This window comes from Pseudomonas sp. PSKL.D1 (genome assembly GCF_028898945.1).
GTDB lineage: Bacteria > Pseudomonadota > Gammaproteobacteria > Pseudomonadales > Pseudomonadaceae > Aquipseudomonas.
Genome location: NZ_CP118607.1, coordinates 4,354,178 through 4,377,212, shown reverse-complemented (window position 1 = coordinate 4,377,212; position 23,035 = coordinate 4,354,178). Strand labels below are relative to the sequence as shown.

At 64.5% G+C, this 23,035-nt stretch carries 24 protein-coding genes; 6 read left to right on the top strand and 18 right to left on the bottom strand.

Annotation, left to right across the window (positions count from 1 at the left end):
* Positions 1 to 3 precede the first annotated feature (3 nt).
* From PVV54_RS19435 to PVV54_RS19375, 13 genes are all read right to left on the bottom strand, one after another.
* Positions 4 to 972 carry a VOC family protein gene (locus tag PVV54_RS19435; protein WP_274906800.1) on the bottom strand — a complete coding sequence of 323 codons (969 nt, stop codon included), beginning with the start codon at positions 970 to 972 and terminating at the stop codon, positions 4 to 6.
* Complete coding sequence (locus PVV54_RS19430; protein ID WP_274906799.1) at positions 969 to 2,459, bottom strand: aldehyde dehydrogenase; 1,491 nt, start codon at positions 2,457 to 2,459, stop codon at positions 969 to 971. Before PVV54_RS19430 ends, PVV54_RS19435 begins: the two co-directional genes overlap by 4 nt.
* A gap of 10 nt (positions 2,460 to 2,469) precedes the next feature.
* Complete coding sequence (locus PVV54_RS19425; protein ID WP_274906798.1) at positions 2,470 to 3,273, bottom strand: aspartate dehydrogenase; 804 nt, start codon at positions 3,271 to 3,273, stop codon at positions 2,470 to 2,472.
* 10 nt (positions 3,274 to 3,283) lie between these two features.
* Positions 3,284 to 4,966, bottom strand: coding sequence for a thiamine pyrophosphate-binding protein (locus PVV54_RS19420; protein ID WP_274906797.1), 1,683 nt, complete (start codon positions 4,964 to 4,966; stop codon positions 3,284 to 3,286).
* On the bottom strand, positions 4,959 to 5,756 hold the full coding sequence (locus PVV54_RS19415; RefSeq protein WP_274906796.1) for an SDR family oxidoreductase: 798 nt from the start codon (positions 5,754 to 5,756) through the stop codon (positions 4,959 to 4,961). The genes PVV54_RS19420 and PVV54_RS19415 overlap by 8 nt, the downstream gene beginning before the upstream one ends.
* A gap of 1 nt (position 5,757) precedes the next feature.
* Positions 5,758 to 6,570 carry an IclR family transcriptional regulator gene (locus PVV54_RS19410; RefSeq protein ID WP_274910468.1) on the bottom strand — a complete coding sequence of 271 codons (813 nt, stop codon included), beginning with the start codon at positions 6,568 to 6,570 and terminating at the stop codon, positions 5,758 to 5,760.
* A 5-nt stretch (positions 6,571 to 6,575) separates the two neighbouring features.
* Positions 6,576 to 7,403 carry an alpha/beta fold hydrolase gene (locus PVV54_RS19405; protein ID WP_274906795.1) on the bottom strand — a complete coding sequence of 276 codons (828 nt, stop codon included), beginning with the start codon at positions 7,401 to 7,403 and terminating at the stop codon, positions 6,576 to 6,578.
* Between the two features lie 16 nt (positions 7,404 to 7,419).
* Positions 7,420 to 7,959 (bottom strand): cupin domain-containing protein, encoded by a 540-nt coding sequence (locus PVV54_RS19400; protein WP_274906794.1) that lies wholly within the window; start codon positions 7,957 to 7,959, stop codon positions 7,420 to 7,422.
* A 16-nt stretch (positions 7,960 to 7,975) separates the two neighbouring features.
* Complete coding sequence (locus PVV54_RS19395) at positions 7,976 to 8,743, bottom strand: SDR family oxidoreductase (protein WP_446731423.1); 768 nt, start codon at positions 8,741 to 8,743, stop codon at positions 7,976 to 7,978.
* On the bottom strand, positions 8,740 to 9,516 hold the full coding sequence (locus PVV54_RS19390; protein WP_274906793.1) for an ABC transporter permease: 777 nt from the start codon (positions 9,514 to 9,516) through the stop codon (positions 8,740 to 8,742). Before PVV54_RS19390 ends, PVV54_RS19395 begins: the two co-directional genes overlap by 4 nt.
* Positions 9,517 to 9,544: 28 nt before the next feature.
* Positions 9,545 to 10,507 carry an ABC transporter substrate-binding protein gene (locus PVV54_RS19385; RefSeq protein WP_274910466.1) on the bottom strand — a complete coding sequence of 321 codons (963 nt, stop codon included), beginning with the start codon at positions 10,505 to 10,507 and terminating at the stop codon, positions 9,545 to 9,547.
* A 71-nt stretch (positions 10,508 to 10,578) separates the two neighbouring features.
* Positions 10,579 to 11,415, bottom strand: a complete 837-nt coding sequence (locus PVV54_RS19380) for an ABC transporter ATP-binding protein (protein ID WP_274910465.1) — start codon at positions 11,413 to 11,415, stop codon at positions 10,579 to 10,581.
* A gap of 476 nt (positions 11,416 to 11,891) precedes the next feature.
* On the bottom strand, positions 11,892 to 12,770 hold the full coding sequence (locus tag PVV54_RS19375) for a DMT family transporter (protein WP_274906792.1): 879 nt from the start codon (positions 12,768 to 12,770) through the stop codon (positions 11,892 to 11,894).
* A 243-nt stretch (positions 12,771 to 13,013) separates the two neighbouring features.
* Here PVV54_RS19375 and aceK point away from each other — a divergent pair, with 243 nt between their 5' ends.
* Complete coding sequence (gene aceK / locus PVV54_RS19370; protein ID WP_274906791.1) at positions 13,014 to 14,723, top strand: bifunctional isocitrate dehydrogenase kinase/phosphatase; 1,710 nt, start codon at positions 13,014 to 13,016, stop codon at positions 14,721 to 14,723.
* A 101-nt stretch (positions 14,724 to 14,824) separates the two neighbouring features.
* Here aceK and PVV54_RS19365 read toward each other — a convergent pair whose 3' ends face one another.
* A complete protein-coding gene (locus tag PVV54_RS19365; RefSeq protein ID WP_274906790.1) occupies positions 14,825 to 15,685 on the bottom strand; it encodes a DUF6279 family lipoprotein in 861 nt (286 codons plus the stop codon).
* Positions 15,686 to 15,747: 62 nt separating this feature from the next.
* Between PVV54_RS19365 and PVV54_RS19360 the strand changes: the two genes are divergently transcribed.
* Positions 15,748 to 16,584: a CvfB family protein gene (locus tag PVV54_RS19360; protein ID WP_274906789.1), complete on the top strand. Its 837-nt coding sequence runs from the start codon at positions 15,748 to 15,750 to the stop codon at positions 16,582 to 16,584.
* On the opposite strand, the gene PVV54_RS19355 is transcribed toward PVV54_RS19360, so the two are convergent.
* Together PVV54_RS19355 and PVV54_RS19350 are read right to left on the bottom strand one after the other, a co-directional pair.
* Positions 16,585 to 16,965, bottom strand: a complete 381-nt coding sequence (locus PVV54_RS19355) for a hypothetical protein (protein ID WP_274906788.1) — start codon at positions 16,963 to 16,965, stop codon at positions 16,585 to 16,587. It abuts the gene before it with no gap.
* Between the two features lie 70 nt (positions 16,966 to 17,035).
* The gene (locus PVV54_RS19350; protein ID WP_274906787.1) at positions 17,036 to 18,505 is read right to left on the bottom strand and encodes a right-handed parallel beta-helix repeat-containing protein; all 1,470 of its coding nucleotides are present in this window, start codon (positions 18,503 to 18,505) and stop codon (positions 17,036 to 17,038) included.
* Positions 18,506 to 18,719: 214 nt separating this feature from the next.
* Here PVV54_RS19350 and PVV54_RS19345 point away from each other — a divergent pair, with 214 nt between their 5' ends.
* The 3 genes from PVV54_RS19345 (at position 18,720) to def (ending at position 20,628) form a co-directional block, all read left to right on the top strand.
* Positions 18,720 to 18,899, top strand: a complete 180-nt coding sequence (locus PVV54_RS19345) for a CsbD family protein (RefSeq protein ID WP_274906786.1) — start codon at positions 18,720 to 18,722, stop codon at positions 18,897 to 18,899.
* Between the two features lie 242 nt (positions 18,900 to 19,141).
* Complete coding sequence (locus tag PVV54_RS19340; protein WP_274906785.1) at positions 19,142 to 20,095, top strand: YihY/virulence factor BrkB family protein; 954 nt, start codon at positions 19,142 to 19,144, stop codon at positions 20,093 to 20,095.
* The gene (gene def, locus PVV54_RS19335) at positions 20,092 to 20,628 is read left to right on the top strand and encodes a peptide deformylase (RefSeq protein WP_274906784.1); all 537 of its coding nucleotides are present in this window, start codon (positions 20,092 to 20,094) and stop codon (positions 20,626 to 20,628) included. The genes PVV54_RS19340 and def overlap by 4 nt, the downstream gene beginning before the upstream one ends.
* Here def and PVV54_RS19330 read toward each other — a convergent pair.
* The gene (locus PVV54_RS19330; protein ID WP_342456602.1) at positions 20,583 to 21,029 is read right to left on the bottom strand and encodes a GNAT family N-acetyltransferase; all 447 of its coding nucleotides are present in this window, start codon (positions 21,027 to 21,029) and stop codon (positions 20,583 to 20,585) included. The genes def and PVV54_RS19330 overlap by 46 nt on opposite strands.
* 272 nt (positions 21,030 to 21,301) lie before the next feature.
* Between PVV54_RS19330 and PVV54_RS19325 the strand changes: the two genes are divergently transcribed.
* On the top strand, positions 21,302 to 21,559 hold the full coding sequence (locus PVV54_RS19325; RefSeq protein WP_274906783.1) for a DUF2790 domain-containing protein: 258 nt from the start codon (positions 21,302 to 21,304) through the stop codon (positions 21,557 to 21,559).
* A gap of 134 nt (positions 21,560 to 21,693) precedes the next feature.
* Here the strand turns inward: PVV54_RS19325 and PVV54_RS19320 are convergent, their stop codons facing one another.
* Entirely contained in the window at positions 21,694 to 23,031 is a 1,338-nt protein-coding gene (locus tag PVV54_RS19320) for an aminotransferase-like domain-containing protein (RefSeq protein ID WP_274910463.1), read from the bottom strand.
* Positions 23,032 to 23,035: the final 4 nt, after the last annotated feature.

Here is a 23,035-nt window from a genome sequence, read left to right as displayed (position 1 = left end):
ACCTCAATTGTTCTTTGGTTTGTCGGTGAGGAATTTGCCTTGCGGCGCTTCAACGTGCTGCTGGCGCCGGGTATTGCCGTCGATGCCGCCGGCAATCGCCCATTCGGCGAATACCGTAGGGCCCGGCTCGAATTCGCGTGGCTGCCACTCGCCGGTCAGTTGGTCTTCATCGGCGTAGTACTCCACCAGCGCACCGGCCGGGTTCTTGAAGTACCAGAAGAACGCCGACGACACCGGGTGGCGGCCCGGGCCGATCTCGGTGGCCCAGCCGCAGCGGGAGATGTGCATGCCGCCGCCGAACACTTCGTGCAGGTCACGCACGGTGAACGCCACGTGGTTAAGCCCGGCGCGCGGGGCCGGCAGCTGCAGCATGAACAGGTCGTGGTGGCCGCCTTCCTCGGCGGTGCGCAGGAACGCGCCGCGGTTGGGGTAGCGGTCCGAAGCCTGGAAGCCGAAGCGCTCGTGGTAGAAGGCTTCGCAGGCATTCACGTCCTTGACGAAGAACACCACATGGCCCACTTCAATCGGCGTGGCACGGTCATACACCGGTGCCGGTTTGTTGATGCGGCCTTTGGTCTGCCAGGTGTTATGGCCGCTGCACTCGATATCCAGCGGGCGCTTGCGGGTAACCTGCAGGCGGATGGCCAGGCCGTTGGGGTCGGTGCAGCCAATGCGGCCGTTGCCCTCTACAAAGCCCGGGTCGTTGGCGATGCGCTGGCTGTACAGTGCAAGGTCTTCCTGGCTGGCCACACCCCACACCACCTCGCGCACGGTCGAGCCAGGCTCGATGGCCGGCGGCAGGCCGGGTTTGTCGATGGAGGCCAACACCACTCGGCAGCCGTTGAGGGTTTCGAAGATCACCTCGTCGGGCTGTTCGCTGACCTGGGTCAGGCCCCAGTCGGCGAAAAAGCGCGCGCAGGTGGCGAGGTCTTCCACGCCGTAGGTGACTTCGTCGATGCCCAGTACGCTCATTGCGTTGCCTCCACGCCGGCCCAGGCCAGCGGCTGATCGTTCATGCCCCAGTAGAGGCTCTTTTGTTCCATGTACTGCAGGATGCCCAGCCGGCCCTTCTCGCGGCCCAGGCCGCTGTCACGCCAGCCGCCGAACGGGGTGGAAATGGAGAACTGCTTGTAGGTGTTGATCCACACCGTGCCGGCCTGGAGCTTGCGGCCCAGTGCCCAGGCGCGCTTGTAGTCGCGGCTCCAGATGCCGGCAGCCAGGGCGTACAGGCTGTCGTTGGCCTGCTGCAACAGTTCTTCTTCGCTGTCGAAGGGCAGGGCTACCAGCACCGGGCCGAAGATTTCCTCCTGGCACACCTGCTGGTGGTTGCCCAGGCCTTCGAGGATGGTCGGCGGGTAGAAGTAGCCCTTGTCGAATGCGCCGCCGCTCAGGCGCTCGCCACCCAGGCGCAGGCGGCCACCTTCGGCCAGGCCGAGCGCCACGTAGCGCTCCACCGATTCGCGGTGGCCGGCGCTGATCAGCGGGCCCATCTGCGTGCGCTCGTCGGCCGGGTCGCCCACCCGCAGTTGTGCGGCGGCAGCAGTCAGGCGGGCCATGAACGGCTCGTACAGGGCGCGTGCCACGAACAGGCGCGACCCTGCGATGCAGGCCTCGCCCGACGAGCTGAAGATGCCGTACAGCACCCCGGCCACGGCGTGGTCGAGGTCGGCATCGTCAAGCACGATGGTCGGCGACTTGCCGCCCAGCTCCAGCGACACCGGCATCATCTTGTCGGCGGCGATGTGGGCGATGTGCTTGCCGGTGCGGGTGCCGCCGGTGAACGACACGCGCTTGACCAGCGGGTGGCGGGTCAGCGCATCGCCCAACAGCGAACCCTTGCCCGGCAGCACGCTGATCAACCCTTTGGGCAGCCCGGCGTCCTCGCAAATCTGTGCCAGTTGCAGGGCCAGCAGCGGGGTGATTTCTGCCGGTTTGATCACCACCGCGTTGCCGCCGGCCAGGGCCGGGGCAACTTTTTGCGCTTCGCTGGCAATCGGCGAGTTCCACGGCGTGATGGCCGCCACAACGCCCATTGGCTCGTACACGCTCATGCTGACGAAATCGCCGCGTGACGGGGTGATGGTTTCTTCCAGGGTTTCGCAGGCAGCGGCGAAGAACTGGAAGGTGCCCGCCGCACTGGCCACCAAGGCGCGGGTTTCATTGATCGGCTTGCCGTTGTCCTGGCGTTGCAGCTGCGCCAGTTCCTCGGCGCGTTCGCGAATCAGCCCGGCGATGCGGTACAGCACGGCGGCGCGCTCGTGCGGTTTGCGCTGGGCCCAACCGCTGTGCAAAAAGGCCTGGTGCGCGCCCTGCACGGCGGCTTCGACGTCGTCCAGGCTGGCGGCGTTGAGCCAGGCTACCGGCTCGCCGGTGGCGGGGTAGCTGGTGGCGTAGCGCTCGCCGCCGCCCAGGCGCCAGGTGCCGGCGACGCAAATGGGCAAGGTCTGTTCCAGAGTCATGGGCAGCTCCCTAGATGGAAATGGCATGGGCGTGGTTGCCGAGGGCGCGCACCACGCTGTACACGGTCAGGGCCGAGGTTTTCGGGTTGGCCTGCAGCGGCTTGCCGCGCAGGCTCATCTCGAAACCGCCAAAGGCGCCACGGGCTTCGTAGTGGTGGACGTTTTCTTCGCTGAGCGGGTCGGCGATCAGCGTGACCCGGGTGCGGTCCAGGCCGATGCCGGCCAGCGACAGGGTGGCGGCCACGTTGGCGTTTTTCGGGTACAGCTGCGCCGCTTCGCGGGCGCTGCCCTGGAAGATCACCGTCGGCTCAAGCAGCGCGTCCAGTTCGCACACCTGTTCGGCCGGGGTGTTCTTCCACGCCCGCGCCGGTTTGCGGCCGATGTAGTCCACCGCGTCCAGCCCGCCGACCTTGGCGGCCGACAACGCATCGATGCCGCCGATGGCACCGGGCAGCAGCTCGATGCGGGTGTTGCCCCGCGCCGCCGCAGCCTCCAGGCGCTCGACCAGGCCGGGCTCGGACAGCGCGCCGACCGAGACGATCAGGCAGGCGATGCCGCGCTCAAGCGCCGGCAGCACGTGTTCCTCGATGGCCTTGTGGCCGGCGCACTCGACCAGCAGGTCGGGGCGGGCGTCGGCGGGCAGGGCGGTGAGCACCCGCGGCGGCTGGCCGAAGCTGGCCAGCCGCTGCTCGACTAGGCCGACTGAGTCGGCGGTGGCGATGACCGCGTCCACGCGCAGCTGCGGGTCTTTTTCCAGCAGTTCGAGCACGGCCACGCCGATGGCGCCACAGCCGATCATGGTGATGTTGAGCATGGCGGAGTCCTCAGGCCGTGGCCTTCTGCGCCTTGGTTTCGCTGTTGGGCGGGCCGGCAAAGCGGGTGGCGAAACCGCCTACGCTGAGCATGTCCACTTCCAGCAGGAACGGGCCGCTTTCGTTGAGCGCGCCGCCGAGTACGGTGCCGAAGTCCTTGAGGTCTTTGACCAGGCCGTGGCGCAGGCCGAGGGATTCGGCGAGCTTGCTGTAATCGGGCGTGTGCAGCTCGACGTAGGCGTGGCGGGCGCCGTAGATGGCGTCCTGGATATTGCGGATCACGCCGTAGCGCTGGTCGTTCATCAGCAGGATCACCACGTTGGCCTTTTCCTGCACCAGGGTCGCCAGTTCGCCCAGGTTGAGGATGAAGCCACCGTCACCGGCCAGGGCGAATACCTTGCGCCCCGGGGCGGTCTCGGCCGCGGCCACCGCCGCACCGATGCCCATCGCCAAACCTTGGCCAATGCCACCCCCCAGCGCGTGCACGCCAGCCAGCGGGTGGTACAGGTTGAGCAGGCGGTTGCCCCAGATGCTGTTGGACAGGGTCACATCGCGCACCCAGGTGAAGTTGCGCCCGGTCTGGGCCTGCAACTGTTCGACCATGGCCGAATACGGCCCCAGGTCGGCGACCAGTTGCTGGCGCGCCTCGGCGCGCACGGCCTTGAGTTCGTCGATAAAGCCCGGGTCGACGTTCAGGCGGCCTTGCAGGCGGTCGGCCAGGCCTTCCAGGGCCAGGGCTGCGTCACCACAAACAAACAGGTCGCTGGGGTAGCTGCGGCCTTCGATGGCCGGGTTGACGTCGATGCGCAGGGTGGTGCGCGGCAGTTTCAGGGCGTACTTGAAGGTTTCGTTGCTGCGCAGGCGCGAGCCGGCCACTACCAGGGCGTCGCAGGTTTGCATGAAGCCTTCGACCAGCTTGTTTTGCGAGAACGCGCCCAGGCAGCGCTCGTCGTCTTCGTTGACCACGCCACGGCCTTGGGTAGAGGTGATCACCCCCACGCCCATTGCCAGCAGGCGCTTGACCTGCGCACCGGCGTGGCGGGCGCCGCCGCCCAGCCACAGCAGCGGGCGACGGGCGCTGGCCAGGCGCTCGGCCACCAGGTCCAGCGCTTCGGCGGCGGGCGCGGCCACCGGGATGGGCAGCGGCGACAGGTCGGTGGGCATGGGGATGAACGCCGACTGGATGTCGATCGGGATTTCCACGCTCACCGGCCCGGTGGGGGCGGTCATGGCGGTTTGCACGGCCAGCTTCAGGGTGCTGAGTGCGGTCTCCACGCTGCGCACGCGGAACGCCGCCTTGGACACCGCCTTGAGCATGGTCAGCTGGTCGCGGGCTTCGTGGATGTAGGCCAGTTCCTGGTCCAGGTACGGCGTTTCGATCTGCCCGGTGATGTGCAGCAGCGGGGTGCCGGCGGTAAGCGCTTCGACCATGGCCCCGGCAGCGTTGCCGGCGGCGGTGCCGGTGGAGGTCAGGCACACGCCCAGGCCACCGCTGCTGCGGGCGTAGGCATCGGCCATGTTGGTGGCCCCGGCCTCACCGCGGGCCATCACGAAGCGGATGTTGCCGCGCACGGCAAAGGCATCGAGGATCGGCATGTTGTGGATCGAGATCACCCCGAAGGCGGCTTTTACGTCGCATTGTTCGAGGAACGCGGTGATGACGGCACCGACGGTGACGGTGTTTTCGTTACGCATGGCGGGACAGGCCTCCGGATACATCGATATGACTGCCAGTGGTGTAGGCCGACAGGGGCGAGGCGAGGAACAGGATGGCCTGCGCCGCTTCTTTCGGCAGGCCAAGGCGGCCCAGGGGAATGTGCTTGCGTTGGGCGAGCTGCGCGGTCCATTGCGACCAGTCCAGCTCGCGTTCTTCACGGGCCTCGAAGCGGCGGCGCCATTGGCCGGACTCCACCAGGCCAATGAGGATGCCGTTGACCCGGATGCCGTGTTCGGCGAATTCAAAGGCCATCGAGCGCACCAGGTTTTTCAGCCCGGCACGGGCGGCGGAGGTGGCGACCATGTGCGGCTCGGGCTGGCTGGCCAGCAGCGAGTTGACGCAAACGATCGACGCGTTGGCCTGGCTTTGCAGTTGCGCCATGAAGGCGCGCACCGGGTGGATCACCGAGAAGAACTTCAGCTGCAGTTCTTCGTTCCAGGCGTCGTCGGTGGTGTCGGCGAACGTCGATACGCGGCCTTGGCCGGCGTTATTCACCAGCACCTGTGCCGGGCCCAGCGCGGCCAGGCTGGCGGCGGCAAAGGCCTGCACCGAGGCGGCGTTCAGCACATCACACACCTGTGCCAGCAACTGCGCTTCGGGGAAGCGTTCACGCAGGCTCGCTTCGGCGCTGCGCAGGCGGTCTTCGTTGCGCCCGCAAAACGCTACGCGGGCGCCCGCTTCGAGCAGCAGTTCGACACAGGCGTAGCCGATGCCGGACGAGCCGCCGGTGACGATCACCGTGCTGCCTTGAAGTTGATAGGGGTTCATTTCAGTCCCTCATCAGTGCGGTGACGTGGCCGCTGCCGGGCCGGTAGTTGAGCAGGCGCGACAGCTCATCGGCGCTGCCGCGTACCTGGCCGAGCAGGTTGTCGAAATTAACGTGGCCGATCTGCACGGTGGGGATGGTCAGACCCAGCGCTGCCACCACCTGGCCGCTGGCATCGCGCACCGGTGCGGCCACGGTGGAGATGGTCGATTCGAAGAAGCCTTCGCCGCTCACAAAACCGCGCAGGCGGTCGGCCTGCACCAGGTTGAACAGTTCCAGCACGGTTTTCGGCGTGCACGGCGAGTACTGTTCCAAATGCTCTTCCGGGTACAGCTCGCGCAGTTCGGCCAGGCTCAGGTCGGCCAGCAGGATGCGCCCCAGCACGGTGGCGTGGGCCGGCAGGCGGGTGCCGACAGTGACTGCGCTGGAGAACACCGAAGGCGGCGAAACCTTGGCCACGTAAACGATCGAACGGCCGTCGCGCACCACCAGGTTACTGGGGTAGTTGAGGTGGTCGCACAGGCGTGCCAGCAGCGGCTGGCCCAGTTCGGTGAGTTCCAGCGAGGCCAGGTATTCGAAGCCCAGGCGCAGCACCGACATGCCCAAGCGGTACTCGTTGCCGCTGCGGGTGACGAAGCCCATGGTTTCCAGGGTGGTCAGCAGGCGGAAGATGGTCGAGCGCGGCAGCGACAGGCGCCGGGCCAGCTCGGGGGCGGTCAGGGTGCGGTTTTGCCGGCTGAATTCACACAACAGCAGCAGGCCGCGTTCCAGGCCGGGGACAATGTACTTGTCCTGGTTGTCCTTCAAGTTGTCCATTTCGTTCATGGCGCGCTACCTGTTAAAGAGGCGTCCAGGGCGCGGGCCAGCAGGCCCGTCACCGTGTCGGGTTGTTCGATGGCGCAGGCATGGCCGGCGCCGGCAATCAGGTGGAACGGGGCGCCCAGTGCATCAGCCAGGGCGCGGCAGTCTTCGGGGCGAGTGATGCCGTCGGCGCTGCCGCAGTGCACGTCGCAGGCCACGGCCAGGGGCGTGTAGCGCAGCAGGTAATCGCCGCACAGCAGTTCGATGGCCTGGCGATAGCCGTGAGGCTGCAGCCGGGCCATGTTCCACTGCACCCAGGCCAGCGCTTCGGCACTGGCATTGGCAGACAGCAAATGGGCGCTGCGCTCGCGGGCCATCTGCTCGATGCCCAGTTGCTCCAGGCTGTGCAGGCGCTTGGCGCGCACCGCCTGGCCTTGTTCCGGCTCGGCGCCATAACCGCGTGCCGGGCTCAGCAGCACCAGGCGGCTGACCCGCTGCGGGTGCTGCCGGGCGAAGGCGCAGGCGGTGAGCGCGCCAAGGGAGTGGCCCACCAGCATGCAGCGCTGCACGCCCAAGGCATCCAGCGCCTGCAGCAGGCGCGCGGCATAGTCGCTGGCACGGGGTGCGGCCATGGGCAGTGGCGTGGACTGCCCATACCCCGGCGCATCCCAGGCAATCACCCGGGCACGCTCGCTCAAGCCCGTGGCCACTTGCAGCCAGCTCGCCGCGCCCGAACCGATGCCGTGCAGCAGCACCACGGCTTCGCCGCTGCCGGCCTGGCGCACGGCCAGTTGGGCGCCGTCCAGGCGCAGCAGGCGCTCGGCAAAATGCAGGTCGAGGTTGGGCATGAGCGGCGTCATTGGCTTACCCGCGCTTGATCGAGGCCAGCGGGTGGGCTGGCGGGTAGGTCGGGGTTACCGGCTTCTTGGCGCCGAGCATCACGCACATCAGTGCGTCTTCATCGCCGATGTTGATCTCTTCGCGGTACACCCCTGGCGGCACGGAAATCAGGTCGCGGTCGGTCAGCACGGTTTCGAAGCGCTCGCCGTCTTTCTCGATGATTACCTTGAGCTTGCCGCGCAGCACGAAGAACACTTCTTCGACGTCGGTGTGCAGGTGGGGCGGGCCTTCGTGGCCGGCCGGGATGACCATGGTGGAGAAAGTGAAGTGCTCCGAGGGAATGGTGTTCATGTCACTGCCCACGCCGGTGCCGCCGGTGCCCACGTAACGCATCTGCGCGCGGCGGAACTTGGGGTCGTAGTCGGCCTGGAACTTCAGCGCGTCCCAGTCGTAACGGCGGGTTTCGTAGCGGGCGATGCGGGTTTGCATCCAGCTGGCGAGGTCGGCGTCGGCGGGGCGGTCCCAGCTTTTCGGGGCGTCTTGCTGTTGGGAAAGGTCGGTCATGATCGGTCTCCTTGGCTCAAGGCATGACGAACCCGCCGTTGACCGGCAGGGTTTGTCCAGTGATGAAGCGCGACAGGTCGGACAGGGCGAACAGCACCGCGCCACTGACGTCATCGGGCAGTTGCGGGCGCTGGATGGCCCGTTGTTCGGTGTACAGGCGGTGGCGGGCTTCGGGCACGTAGGCGGTGGCCTCGACCAGCACCAGGCCGGGGGCAATGGCGTTGACGGTGATGTTGGAACTGCCCAGCTCGCGGGCCAGGCTGCGGGTCATGGCAATCACCGCGCCTTTGCTGGCCACGTAGGCCAACAGATTGGGCGCGCCCCACAGCGGCGTGTCGGAGGCCAGGTTGATCACCGCGCCACGGCCGCTTTCGCGCAGGGCCGGCAGGGCGGCGCGGGTCATCAGCCAGGTGCCGCGCACGTTCACCTGCATCACCTGGTCCCAGGTTTCGATGTCCAGCTCTTCGCAGCTCTTGCCGCCGGAGTTGGTGATCGAGGCGTTGTTGACCAGGCCGTCGAGGCCACCCAGGCGCTTGACGGTGCGTTCGATGCAGGCGTCGATGGATTCGGGGCTGGCCAGGTCCAGCGACACGCCGCTGACGTCCAGGCCCATGCCGCTCAGTTCGCAGGCAGCCTGCTGCACACGGCCGGCCAGCACATCGGCGATCACCACCCGGGCACCGGCCTGGGCGATGGCCTGGGCAAAGGCATAGCCCAGGCCACGGGCGCCCCCGGTGACCAGCACGCGGCGGCCGGCGAGCAGGTTGTTGAATGCACTCATCATTGGGTACTCAGCATGGCTTTGGGGAGGTAGTGCAGTACGCGCTTCTCGGCCCACACCACGGCGCCGTAAGCCAGCACGCCGATCAGGGTGAGCATGACGATGGCCACGAACACGCCGGCGGTGTTGCCCTGGCCTTCGGCGTCCACCAGCAGGAAGCCCAGGCCCTGGTTGCCGCCCACCAGCTCGCCGACGGTGACGCCGATCACCGCCAGGGTGGAGGCGATACGCAGGCCCGAGAACAGCGCGGCCATGGCCGAGGGGAACTCCACCAGGCGGAAGATCTGCCAGCGGCTGGCGTTCATGGTGCGCACCAGGTTGATCATGTCGGGGTCGACGGTGCGGATGGCCGACAGCACGTTGATCATCACCGGGAAGAACACGATCAGGATGGCGATCAGGATCTTCGGGTAGATGGTGTAGCCCAGCCACATCACGAACAGCGGCGCGAAGGCCACCTTGGGTGCGATCTGCAACGCCAGGATGTAGGGCGACAGCATGGCTTCGGCCGAAGGCGACAGGCCCAGCGACACGCCGATGGCCACGCCCAGCAGCGCACCGAGGGCAAAGCCGACGATGATCTCGAAGGCGGTGATCAGGGTGTGTTCCAGCAGGTTGCCGGACTGCCACATCAGCAGGCTTTCGTGGGCCACACGGCTCAGCTGCGGCATCACGAATTCGGGCATGCCGACCAGGCCAGGGCCCCATTGCCAGAGCGCCAGGAACAGGACCAGCAAGCCAACGCTGCCGGCCACGGAAGGGTTGAGGTTTCTCATCGGGCGGTTACCTTGTTATTGCCGGGCGTCACTTGGCCGCGGTCGTGGTTTCGATGAACTGGTTGCTGTACAGCTCGTCGAGCTTGGGTTCGCGGGTGACGATGCCTTCGCTGACGTAGAACTTGCGCACTGCATCCAGGCGCGCCGGGTCGATGCGGCCGAGTACTGGCTGGCCGGCGTAGACGTACTCCACGTACAGGCGCAGTGTTTTCTCCAGCGAGGCTTCCTTGCCGGCGTAGGCCGGCACCGCGCGGGCGAAGCTGGCGGCGGCGGCTTTGGGGTCGTCGATGATGTCCTGCAGACCGCGCAAGGTGGCCTGGACCACGCCGCGCACTACCTCCGGGTGGTGCTCGATGGCATCGTCCGAGGCGAGGATGGCCTGGGCCATGCTTTCGAAAACCTGATCGCGAGGGATCAGCGCGTACTTAAGGCCCGCATCCTCGGCATTGACCACCCAATCAGGCACGCCAGCCATGGCCTGGGCCTTGTTGGCCGAAAACAGCTGCCACACACCGGAGGGGCCGGCGGCCTGGATGTCGACGTCGTCTTTGCTAAGCCCGGCCTTGCGCAGCGAAGCGAGCAGGGCGTAGTAGGTGGTGTCGGAGTAGGACATCACGGTCAGGGTCTTGCCCTTGAGCTGTTTGACCGACTGGATGTTTTCGCCGGCATTGGTGGCGATCATGGTCACGCCGCCGCCGCCCAGCACGGCCACGGCGCGCACCGGGATGCCGTTGGGGCGCACGATGATGGGCGTGTCGCCAATGGCACCGCCGACCAGCGCGTTGCCGGCGCCGATCTGCTTGGCTACATCAACCCCGCCCTTGGCGGCAATGAAGGTCAGGTCCAGGTTTTGTGCCTGGTAGTAGCCCTTTTCCTTGGCGATGATCCATGGCGCGAACGCCGGCAGGCTCGGTGGCGCGGGCAACAGGTAGGTGACCTTGGTCGGTTCGGCCTGGGCCTGGGCGGCCAGGCTCAGGGCAAGGGCCGCCATCGCGGCGTGGGCCACGCGCTTGAAATGAGTGCTAAACATGCTAACTCCCGAATCGATGTGTGGGGCGTCGGTCAGTGCAGGTCGTGGTCTTCGCCGACCTTGAGCAGTTCCATCAGGCGGCCGGCCAGCGGGCCGATTTCCGGCAGCTTGCGGCGCTCCAGCGGGTTGTCGCGGTGCGGCAGGTCAATTTCGATTTCTTCGATGATGGTGCCGGGGCGGGCGCTCATCACCAGCAGGCGGTCGGACAGGGCGATGGCCTCGACCAGGTCGTGGGTGATGAACAGTGCGGTCTTTTTTTCTTCGAACAGCATGCGCGCCAGGTCTTGCTGCAGGATCATCTTGGTTTGCGCGTCGAGGGCCGAAAACGGCTCGTCGAGGAACAGCACTTCCGGCTGAATGGCCAGGGTGCGGGCCAGGGCGGCGCGCTGGCGCATGCCACCGGACAGCTGGAACGGGTAGTGGTCGGCAAAGCCTTGCAGGTGGCAGCGGTTGAGCAGATCCTCGGCAATCGCCTTGCGCTCGGCGGCCGGCATGCCCTGGATTTCCAGGCCCAGCTCGACGTTGCGGCGGATGCTGCGCCAGGGCATCAGCAGGTCTTTTTGCAGCATGAAGGCGACTTTGTTCACCGGGCCGTTGACCTTTTCGCCACTGACCAGCACTTCGCCTTCGGTGGGCTTGTACAGGCCCGAACCCATGTTGAGGATGGTGCTTTTGCCACAGCCGGACGGGCCGATGATCGAAACCACCTCGCCACGACGGATGCGGAAGTTCACGTTACGGATGGCAAACGGGGCATCGCTCTGGCCCTTGGCGGGGAACGCCTTGCCGACATTGCGGAATTCGATTTCCGTGGGCGCCGGGTCATCCTTGGAGTGCGGCACTTGCCACTGCGGGGCGATTGCGTACATCTCTTTCACAGCCATGGGAGGGGTCTCTGGTCTGTTTTATAGGTGATACGCCGTTTAGTGCATGAACAATGCCAGTTGTGACAGTTCTGATATTTATTTAAAAAGTCGTTATTTATTAATTGGTTAGTTGTTCAATAAGATTTTTCTGTTGTTTCATATATAAAACATGGTTTTTTATGTGGCACAAAAATGCCCAGCAACCGCGCACGGGTGTGTGCCTGTGCGAGGCTGTTGGGCATTTTGGGTAACGGCTAAAACCGAGGTTTCACAGGCGAAACAGCACTGCTCTTGTGGGAGCAACTGTCTTGTATAAAACCTAAAAGCTGACGCGATTCCTGTGGGAGCGGCCTTGTGTCGCGAAAGGGGTGCGAAGCGCCCCCATCGATTGCAGCTTCGCAGCCGATATTGCCGGGGCCGCTGCGCAGCCCTTTCCGACCGGTCCGGCGTCCCGGCAAGGCCGCTCCCACAAAAGGCGGTCAAGCCTGGCGTGCGGGTTTGAGGACCAGCCACAGCGCCAGGCCAATCAACACGCCGCCATACAAGTGCCCCATCGACAGTGATTCATCCAGCAACCACGCCCCCCACAACACCCCGAACACCGGAATCAGGAAGGTTACCGTACTGGCTTTCACAGGCCCGATTTCCGCCAGCAGGCGGAAGTACAGGATGTAGGCAAACGCCGTGCACACCAGCCCCAGCCCCAGCAGCGACAGCCACACCTGCCAACCACCCCAGCTGGCCGGTGGCTGGGTCAGCGCGCTCCAGGCGAACAGCGGCGTCATCATCAGCGTGGCGCCGAGCATGCTGCCCAACGCTGAAAGGCGGCTGTCCAGGCCGCTGATCCAGCGCCGGGCCAGAAAACCCGCAAAGCCATAGCAGGTGGTGGCGGCCAGGCACGCCAGGGCGCCTTGTACCAGGGCCATGTCCAGCGCCACCGGGCCGGCGCCGCTGAGGATGCCCACGCCAAACAGGCCGAGGAAGATGCCGCACAGCTTGGGCAATGTCATGGCTTCGCGGAAGAACAGTGCGCCGATCAGCACACCCATCAGCGGTGTGGTGGCGTTGAAAATGGCCGAGTAGCCCGCGGGCAGTACCTGTGCGGCCACGGAATAGAAGGTGGCCGGGATGCCCGAGTTGATCATGCCCAGCACCAGGCAGGCGCCAAGCTTGCCCTGAAAGTCCCAGCGCACGCGGGCGGCGGCAAGGATGGCAATCAGGCCCAGGCAGGCGATGGAAACGCGGAAGAAGGCGGTGGGCACGGTGCCCAGTTCGGGGGCGATGATACGCATGAACAGGAAGCTCGCCCCCCAGACGGCGGCGAGGGTCAGCAGGCGGGCTAGGGCGATGGGGCTCACGGGGGTCTCCGGGTACAGGGCAGGGCGGCAGTGTACGCCAGTGCGTAATCGGGTTGTTTGTCAGATTGAGCGCCGCGATGCGCCGCATCGCGGATGAATCCGCTCCTACACATGCGCCGCTGAACCCTGTAGGAGCGGATTTATCCGCGAGCGCCGCGCGGGCGGCGCGCGATCTTCGCCCCACCAAATAACTCCAACCATGCACTAAGCTGTCTATCTCACCCCGCACCGAGGCGCCTCGCCATGACCCAGCACTGGCCCGCCGGCGAAATCGCCCTGATGATCCTCGATGGCTTCGACAGCTACCGTGAACACTTCCAGCGCATCACCCTCGGCGCTCGCGAGCGCTTCGTGCAGGCGCGCTGGCAGGACATCCAGCGCGCCGCCGCTGCCCGCATCAACCTTTATGAAAAAAAGGTCGGCGAGGTAAATGGCTACATGCGCGACGCCTTCGACGATGATGTGCTGCTGGATGTAGAGCAATGGCCCCTGGTAAAAAGTGCCTACATCCGCCTGATCGACCCGCGCCTGGACGATGAATTGTCGGAAACCTGGTACAACTCGCTGTTCTGCAGCCTGTTCAGCCACGACCAGATCAGCGACGGCTGCATGTTCATCCACACCACCCGCCCTTCGATCCGCAGCCATGCACGCGCCACACAAACCCGCACCTACACGCCGGACGGTGGCCTCAGTGGCCTGCTCAGGGCAGTCTTTGCCTACCACGCATTCACTTATGGCGACCTTGAAGGCGACATCGCCCGCCTCGAAGACCAGTTGCGCAACAGCCTGCCGGACTGGGTTTGCAAAGACCCGGCGCTGGCGCTGGAACTGTTCTTGCCGGTGCTCTACCGCAACAAGGGCGCCTACCTGGTCGGGCGCCTGCACAATACCGACGAACAATGGCCGTTGGTGATCCCGCTGCTGCACCGCGAGGGCCATGGTGTGGAGGCCGATGGCGTGATTACCGATGAGGCAGAAGTGTCGATCATCTTTTCCTTCACCCGCTCGTATTTCATGGTGGATGTGCCGGTGCCGGGGGAGTTTGTCAATTTCCTGAAGCGTATTCTGCCGGGCAAGCACATTGCCGAGTTGTACACCTCGATCGGCTTCTACAAGCACGGCAAGTCGGAGTTTTACCGTGCCCTGATCAGCCACCTGGCCATCAGCGACGACCGCTTCATCATGGCCCCCGGGGTGCGCGGCATGGTGATGAGCGTATTTACGCTGCCGGGCTTCAATACGGTGTTCAAGATCATCAAAGACCGCTTTTCGCCGTCCAAAACCGTCGACCGTGCCACCGTCATCGACAAATACCGCCTGGTAAAAAGCGTCGACCGGGTCGGGCGCATGGCCGATACCCAGGAGTTTGCCGACTTCCGCTTCTCGCGTGGCAAGTTCGAGCCGGAGTGCCTGGCCGAGTTGCTGGAAGTGGCGCCGTCCACCGTGGCGCTGGAGGGCGATACGGTGCTGATCCGCCACTGCTGGACCGAGCGGCGCATGACCCCGCTCAACCTTTACCTGGAGCAGGCCAGCGAGGCCCAGGTGCTGGAAGCGCTGGAGGACTACGGCATGGCCATCAAGCAGCTGGCGGCGGCGAATATCTTCCCGGGTGACATGCTGTTGAAGAACTTTGGCGTTACCCGGCATGGCCGGGTGGTGTTCTACGACTACGACGAAATCAGTTATTTGACCGAAGTTAACTTCCGCCACATTCCGCCACCGCGTTACCCCGAAGACGAGATGTCGGGCGAGCCGTGGTATTCGATCGGGCCGCATGATGTGTTCCCCGAGGAGTTTCCGCCGTTTTTGTTTGCCGATATTGGCCAGCGGCGGTTGTTCAGCAAGTTGCATGGGGAGTTGTATGACGCGGATTACTGGAAGGGGCTGCAGGCGAGCATTCGGGAGGGGAAGGTGATTGATGTGTTTCCCTATAGGCGCAAGGGGCGATGATTGTGGTTGCCTGTGCGGGCCTCTCGCGGATAAATCCGCTCCTACACGCGATCCCTGTAGGAGCGGATTTATCCGCGAGAGGCCCGCACAGGCAACCACAATCATCGCATCATGCACTTCAACCCACTGAAATCCGCCCGCACCTTGGCCAGCCGGTCTTCCAGAAACTGTCGCTGCGCCGGCGTGCTCTGCTGCATCAGGTCAACCATCAGGCTGCGCGCCTGCCGCTCACTGTTCTGAAAGGCAACCCGATACTCCGGCGTCCACAGGCTTTCCTTGCGCTGCAGCAACTGCGCCAGGCGCGGTTCAAAGCTGGCATCGCTGCGTTGGTCCATGGCCAACATCAACTGCTGCTGCCAATGGGCACGGTTGGCAATCCAGTCGCGGTTCTGGTCGCCCAGGGCCTGGGACCAGGTAAGCACGCGCAGCCGCTGGGCGGCATTGAGTTCGCCGAACCAGGGCGTAAGGCGTTTTTCCATGCGTTCGGCGCGGCGGGTGATTTGTTGCGGCAGGGGCGTATCCACATACTTCTTGCGGCGTTCGCTGATGTCTTCACGGAAGGCTTCGCGCATTTCCATGACCTGCGTATCGCTCATGCCACGTAGCAACTCGGTGGCAGATGGGGTGATTTCTTCGGTCACGCGGGTAATCGCCTGGCGCGCTTCACGGGTACGCTGTTGCAACGCCTGGTCGGTCACCTGGTCTTCGGCAACCATGTTGCGAACCCGGTCGAGCCAGTCGAGGTAGCCGGGGAGCTGGGTCTTGCAGTGCCAGGCCAGGTGTTGCTTCAACCGTTCGTCGAGTAATGCCTTTTGCTCGCCGTTCATGTCCAGGTAATCGCCCAGCGACCACGGCACCAGGCGGTCGAGGTTGCGGTAGGCCAGGTCAATCCGGCTGCAGGCTGCCAGGGCCAGGGCTAAGCCGATGGCGATGAACAGGGCTTTGGAAAGGCGTGCAGGCATGTGCTGATCCCTTCGGTGGCTTCAGGTGTAGAATAGCCGCCTTGTCTTGAGGAACATTCGAAATGGCTCTGCTTGGGCGTTACAACAGTTTGCAAATCGTGAAACACGTGGAATTCGGCCTGTACCTGGACGGCGGTGCCGACGGCGAAATCCTGCTGCCCGGGCGTTACATTCCGAAGGATGCCGAAACCGAGGTCGACGACTGGTTGAACGTGTTCATCTACCTGGACAGCGAAGACCAACTGATCGCCACCACCGAAAAGCCCAAGGTGCAGGTGGGCGAGTTCGCCAGCCTAAAGGTCAAGGACATCAACGGTGCCGGCATTTTCCTGGACTGGGGCCTGTCCAAGGACTTGCTGATGCCGTATTCGGAAGAAACCGGCCAGCTGAAGATCGGCGACTACTGCGTGGTGCACGCGTACCTCGACAAGCGCACCCGCCGCATCACCGCCACCTCGCGCCTGGACCGTTACCTGGACCGCACCCCGGCGGACTACAAGGTTGGCCAGCCGGTGGAACTGCTGGTAGCCGGGCAGACGCCCATGGGCTTCAAGGCGATCATCAACAACCGCCACTGGGGCCTGATCCACAAGAACGAAGTGTTCAAGTTCATGCGTTCGGGCATGCAAGAGAAGGGCTACATCAAGGAAGTGCGCCACGACGGCAAGATCTCCCTGAGCCTGCAGCCGGTGGGCCAGGCGTTGGCCGAAGGGCTGCATGAGCAGATCATGGCACGCCTGGAAGAGGCCGGTGGCGTGCTGCCGGTGTGCGACAAGAGCGACCCGGAGGTGATCAGCCGCATGTTCAACGTCAGCAAGGGCAACTTCAAGAAGGCCATTGGGGCGTTGTTCAAGCAGGGCCGCATCGTCATCCATGACGACCGGATCGAAAAGGCCTGATCAGGCCTGCACGAATGCCCTGAAGTCGAGCTGCTCGCCGCCCGGGCGGGTGTCGCGCAGCAGCGAGTCGCGGTCGGCGCTCAGGGCCAGGCTGATGGTGGAGCGGCGCTTGCCGGGGTTGCGCACTTCCATTTGCTCCTGGTGAGCCTTGAGGAAGTTGGTTGGCACCTTCAGGTGCTGCAACTCGTCGCTTTCCGGGGTGTGCAGCAGCAGGTTGACCCAGTCGGGCTGGCCTTTGCGCAGCAGGGCCACCGGCACTTCGAACCACCACAGGTTGCGTTTGCGGTCGAGGATGGCGAACAGGGTGTTGGCGCTGGTCAGTACGGGCTTGGCCAGCGCTTGGTTGCGCCGCGCGATGGCGGCGGGTTTGTCGAGTTTCATGCAGGTTCCTGCGGGTTGACGCTTGGTTAGGGCTGCATTGTGACGGGTGGCGCTGTGCCTGTCGACGGTTTCACCGCCGAACCGGCAGGCTCAGTTCCGAAGTTGCGCCATCCGCCGTCGTCACCGTCGCCGTAAAGCTGCGCAACCCGGCGGCGCCTTCCAGCGGCTGGGCAAACCGCGCGCGCCCTTGGGCATCGCTGTTCACCAGCACCTCGCCCAGGTACTGCTGCGCCTCGGTCCCGTCAGCCTCGGTGTTACCAAACACCTCGACCCGCAACAGGCTCGACGCCGGCCCCTGAACCTCACCGCGCAACACATTGCCTTCAATCGCGATCAGCTTGGGCGCCTGCTGGTTATGGTTGGGCAGCGGCTGGCAGGGCTTGGGTTCACCTTTGCCATCGCAAATGATTGCCTGGTCCTGCTTGGCCAGGTCCGCACCCACCCCGCGCGACCCCACGTACAGCGCATGCGCCTGGGCCGGCACGCCGAAGATGATGGCGCCTGTGCGCTGGCCTGGCACGCACGAGCCACCGGCCTCGCAGCGGCGGATGTCGCGGCTGTTGCCCCAGATGCGGTTGCCGGTCAGGCGCGTGGCGTTAACGTCCGGCTCGGGGCGCAGGGCCACGCCAATGCGGTTGCCGTGGATCAGGTTGCCATCGAGCATGTTGCCTTCACCCGTGACACTCACGCCGATGGAGTTGCCGGTAAAGGTGTTGGCACCCAGGTAGTTGCGCTTGCCCCAGTTGATTTGCAGGCCGTCGGAGTAGTTCTCGAAGCGGTTGCGCACCACGGTGTTGTCGTTGCCCAGCAGGATTTCGATGCCCTGGGACGGCTCGGGGTTGGCGTCGGTGGAGCGGAACAGGTTGTCGGTCACCAGGTTGAAGGCCGCGCCGCGGGTCAGCTCCAGGCCGTCGCCGTTGTCGACCAGCTGGTTGCGCAGCACCTTGTTGTTGACCGTGGTGGTGGCGGTGGGGTTACCGGCGCCGTCGTCGCCGGTGAGCATCACCCCGGCCCCGCCTTTGTTGGCGACGATGCGGTTGTCTTCGATGACGTTGTTGCTGGCGCGGTTGACCAGGATGCCGATGCAGAAGTTACGCACCTCCAGGCCGCTCAGGTGCACGCCCTGGGTGTCGCGCAGCACCAGCCCCGGGTTGGTGGTGGTGCGCACGTTGGTGCCGAACTGGCCGGGCAGGGCGCCGGGGCAGGTGCGCTTGCCTTCGTCCTTGATATACCCGGAGCCGTCGATGGCAATGTACTGGCCATCGCGCGCCCATGGCAGGCCGGTGATGGCCACCGGGCCTTTGATTTCCGGCAAGGGGCGGGCAGGGCGGATGACGTAGGGCGGCTGGCCGACGGCGGCAATGTCGATGCGGTAGTGGCCGGGGTTCTGGTTGCTGGTTTCGATGGCCCAGCGCAGCGTGCCGGGTTGGCCGTCGTCGTTGTAACGGTCGACCTTGAGGGTTTCACTGGCCGGTGCGGCGGCCAGAGCGGGCAAGGGAAGCAGCGGCAGCAGAGCCGCGAACAGAGGCATCAGTCGCATGGGGCGGGTATCCGGAAGCTGTTGTTTTTATGGGTGCAATTTGGCAGGGATTCTAGGTCAGCCGCCCTTTGCGGTGCAGCGTGGCAGCGCTGATTCGGTGCGGTATTCGCCCGCTCATTCACCGCCGGGCAAATCTGTTGAAACTCCTGCGTCAGGGGGTGGGTCCACCTTCTGTCGACACGATTTTCGTGTCTCCATTTGCAGGAGATTTGCCATGAGCGGCACTAAAGACAAAGCAAAAGGCCTGGCCAATGAAGCGATTGGGAACGTCAAGCAAGGGATTGGCAAGGTGACCGACAACGACAAGCTGCGCGCCGAGGGCAAGGCCCAGGAGCTGAAGGGGGAGGCCCAGCAGATCAAGGGCAACGTCAAGGATGCGGTCAAAAAGCCGTAACTCATGCTGTTTGCCTCCTGTAGGAGCGGCCTTGTGTCGCGAAAGGGCCGCAGAGCGGCCCCGACCATATTGGTTGCGAAGCTGCAATTGGTGGGGGCGCTTCGCACCCCTTTCGCGACACAAGGCCGCTCCTACACCAACCGTTGTAGTCAAATTCTGAAAAGTGGCAGGGAGCAGTACAGCGGCCCCGTGGTCTATTAGACTTCCCAGTTGTACTTGATCAAGCGGCGAAAGGAGACGCTATGATTTTCCCCGACCTGCGCGGTTTGCCCCTGCACCGCGTGCTGGTACGTACCGTCCAGGAATTTCTCGATGACGAGATGTCCACCTATGCGTCTGCACTGGCCTACCAGATGCTGTTTTCGCTGTTCCCGTTCCTGTTGTTCCTGATTGCCCTGATCGGTTTTCTGCATTTGCCCGATTTCTTCTCCTGGCTGCGCCTGCAGTCGGAGCTGGTGTTGCCGCCCCAGGCGCTGGAACAGGTAAACCCGGTAATTGACCAGTTGCAGCAGTCCAAAGGCGGGCTGTTGTCGGTGGGTATCGTGATTGCCCTGTGGACCGCCTCGGCCGGCGTGCGCCTGATGATGAGCGCCATGAACGCCGCCTACGATGTGCCCGAAGGGCGCCCGGTATGGAAGCGCATTCCGCTGTCGGTCATCTACACCGTCGGCATTGCCGGCATGCTGCTGGCCGCCGCTGCATTGATGGTTTTGGGCCCGCAGGTGATGGAGTGGATTGCCTCGCAGGTGGGCCTGCAGGAAGTGGTGGTCACGGTGTGGACCATCCTGCGTTGGCCGGCGATCATCATCCTGATGATGGTGGCGGTGGCACTGATCTACTACGTGATGCCCGATGTGAAACAGAAGTTTCGCTTCATCACCCCTGGGTCGGTACTGGCCGTGGTGGTGTGGATCATCGCCTCGCTCGGTTTTGCCTACTACGTGAAGACGTTTGCCGATTACAACGCGATGTATGGCAGTATCGGTGCGATCATCGTGTTGTTGCTGTACTTCTACATTTCTGCGGCCGTTTTGCTGCTGGGCGCGGAGATGAACGCGGTGATCGAACACATGTCTGCCGAAGGCAAAAACCCGGGCGAGAAGGATTTCGAGGGGAACAAGCCCAAGGAAACCTTGACCGTGCTTGGCCATGAACACCCGGTCGAGCCACAACCGTCCGAGCCGAACCCGCGATGATCCGTGACATCCTCAAAATGGGCGACGAGCGCCTGCTCCGTGTTGCCCCACCGGTACCCGCCCACCTGATCGGCAGCGTCGAGTTGCAGCAGTTGATCGACGACATGTTCGAAACCATGCGCCATGTGGGCGGTGTGGGGCTGGCTGCGCCGCAGATCGGCATTGACCTGCAACTGGTGATTTTTGGCTTCGAACGCAGCGAGCGCTACCCCGACGCCGAGCCGGTGCCGCAAACCATCCTGCTCAACCCGGTGATCACGCCGCTGTCCACTGAAGTGGAGGATGGCTGGGAAGGGTGCCTGTCGGTGCCAGGTTTGCGTGGGGTGGTGCCGCGTTACAAGCACATCAGCTACGAGGGCATCGACCCGCAGGGCAACCCCATCGCCCGTGTGGCTGACGGCTTCCACGCCCGCGTGGTGCAGCACGAGTGTGACCACCTGATCGGCCGGCTTTACCCGTCGCGTATCCAGGATTTTGCCAAGTTCGGCTACACCGAGGTGCTGTTCCCGGGGCTGGATGCCAGCGACGACTGAACGCGTACCAGCGCTTCCAGCCGCTTGCTGCGCTGGTAGCGCGCCAGGCGCGCGGCCAGTGCTTCGGGCAGATGGGCCGCATGCTCAAACCCCAGGCGCTGGTAGAAGGGCGTGAGGTCGGGGTGGCAGAACAGCCATGTGGGGCCATCGGTTTGTGCAAGCGCAGCATCGAGCAAGCCTGCTGCCACACCTCTGTTCCGTTGCTCAGGGGCGACAAACAGCCCTGTCAGCCAGTAGCCACCCGCAACCGGGCTCAGGCTCAGGCCCGCGATAAGCCCGTTATGGCGCGCCACCCATAGCGCGCCATCACTGGCGGCACGCATGCGTGAACCGTGCTCGCGGTAGAAGTTGTCCAGCAGGCGGCGTTCAAGGCCGGTCAGTTGCGTGAAATGCAGGTGCATGAGGGATCTTTCATAAAACCCGTTGGTTGGCTCTAGCGCAGTATTTTGCCGCAATTCTGTCGCAGATTGTTGCAATTGCCGCAAGGGTGAATATCCGACTTCGGGGTTCAACTATTCCGATCGGGGAGTAGACTTTTAACCATTCCCACTGGCAGTACGACGAAGCGGGATCGGTACTTCGTGTCATCTTCGCAGTTGATGACAACTTCTCCGCGCCATTGACGGCATCAGAAGTCAATCGATCAGCTTGATTGATTTAAAGGCCAACCCCCATGAAACCACTACTGATTCTTGCATTGGTCGGTATGTCTTCGTTCGCCCTCGCAGACGAGGCCAAACCTGTCTCCACCGAGCCTGTGGCCCAGCAGTACGACTACTCCATGAACCTGGACATCAAACGGGTGATCAACCTGTCGACCATCCCCAATGTTTGCGAAGTGGTGCCTGCGACCATGACCTATGAAGACCATCAAGGCCAGGTGCACACCATTCAGTATCGCGCCATGGGTGAGGGTTGCGAGCAGGGCTGACGCTACATAACGTATTGAATTAGCAGGGACCTGTGGGAGCGGCTTTAGCCGCGAACTCCGGCGAAGCCGGTGCCAGGCACGGCGTCGTCTACTTCGCGGCTAAAGCCGCTCCCACAGGATACACGACACACCTCCTACAGAGCGCGCGTCACGATATCCAGCCCGCGTTTGAGCTCGGCCCGGCTCCCTGCCGCCGACAGGCTGATACGCACCGCCGGCACTTGGTTCGCGCCAATCGCAAACACACTCGCCGGTACCACTTCCACCCCCTGTGCCCGGCACGCCTCCACCACCCGCTCCGCGCCCTGCGCTGCAGCCACCCACACATGGGGTGACGGCGCGCTGGCATCGAGCAATGCATCCCCGAGTACCTTGCGCGCCAGGCGCCAGCGTTCGGCAACCTCCGCACGCTGCCAGGCCAAACGCCGCGCCGCCGTGCCGTCTTCGATCCACTGGCAGGCAATCTGCAGGTTCAATGGCGAAACCGGCCAGTGGCTGGCGCCGGCATGGGGGTCAACCTGCTCCAGCACGTGCGGGCTGGCCACGATCCAGCCCAGGCGCAAGCCGGCCGCCACGGTCTTGGACAAGCTGCTGATCAGGATGCCGCGCTCGCCCAGCAGCGGGTAAAGCGGCGCATGGTTGCTCAGGGCGCCGTACACATCATCTTCAATGACCAATAACCCCAGCCGCTGCACCACGTCGGCAATCGCCCGGCGGCGTGCGTCGCCCATGCTCGACCCGGTCGGGTTGTGCAGGGTGGGCGTGGTCACCAGCACCCGTGCACCACTGGCACGGGCGACCCGGTCCAGTTCATCCGGGCGCAGGCCTTGGGCGTCCAGTGCCACACCATGCACCGGCAGGCGCAGTTGGCGGCAGGCGGCCTTGATGCCGGGGGCGGTCAGGGCTTCGAGCAACACCGGTTCACCGGCTTGGCAAAACGACTGCAGCAGTAGCGTCAGTGCCTGCTGGGCGCCGCCGCACACCAGCAGTTGCTCCGCCGACAGCGCCAGGCCGCGATTGGCCAACCAGCGGGCGCCTTGCAGCCGCCCCAGCAGCAACTGCTGATGGCTCAGGTAATGATCGAGCAAGCCGGTATGCCCGTGCCCGAGCAGGGCGTGCAGGCTGCCGTGCAGGTCGGCGCTGGAGGGGTCGACGGCGGGGACGTTGGTCGACAGGTCGATGACCTCACGTTGCCGGTCAGGTTGCTTCAGGCGAAACAACGTGGCCTCGCGGCTACCCGCCAGCACATAAGTGCCGCGCCCGACTTCGCCTGCCACCAAGTGGCGTGCAGCCGCTTCGCGGTAGGCCTGCTGGGTGGTACTGGGGTTGAGCCCGAGCTTCCAGGCCAAACGCCGTTGGGGTGGCAGGCGCTCGCCCACCTTGAGCGTGCCGCGTTCGATGGCGCTGGCGATGGCATCGACCAGCGCCAGATAACGCGGTTGGCCGTCGTCGGCCAGTTCGGGGATCCACACGAAA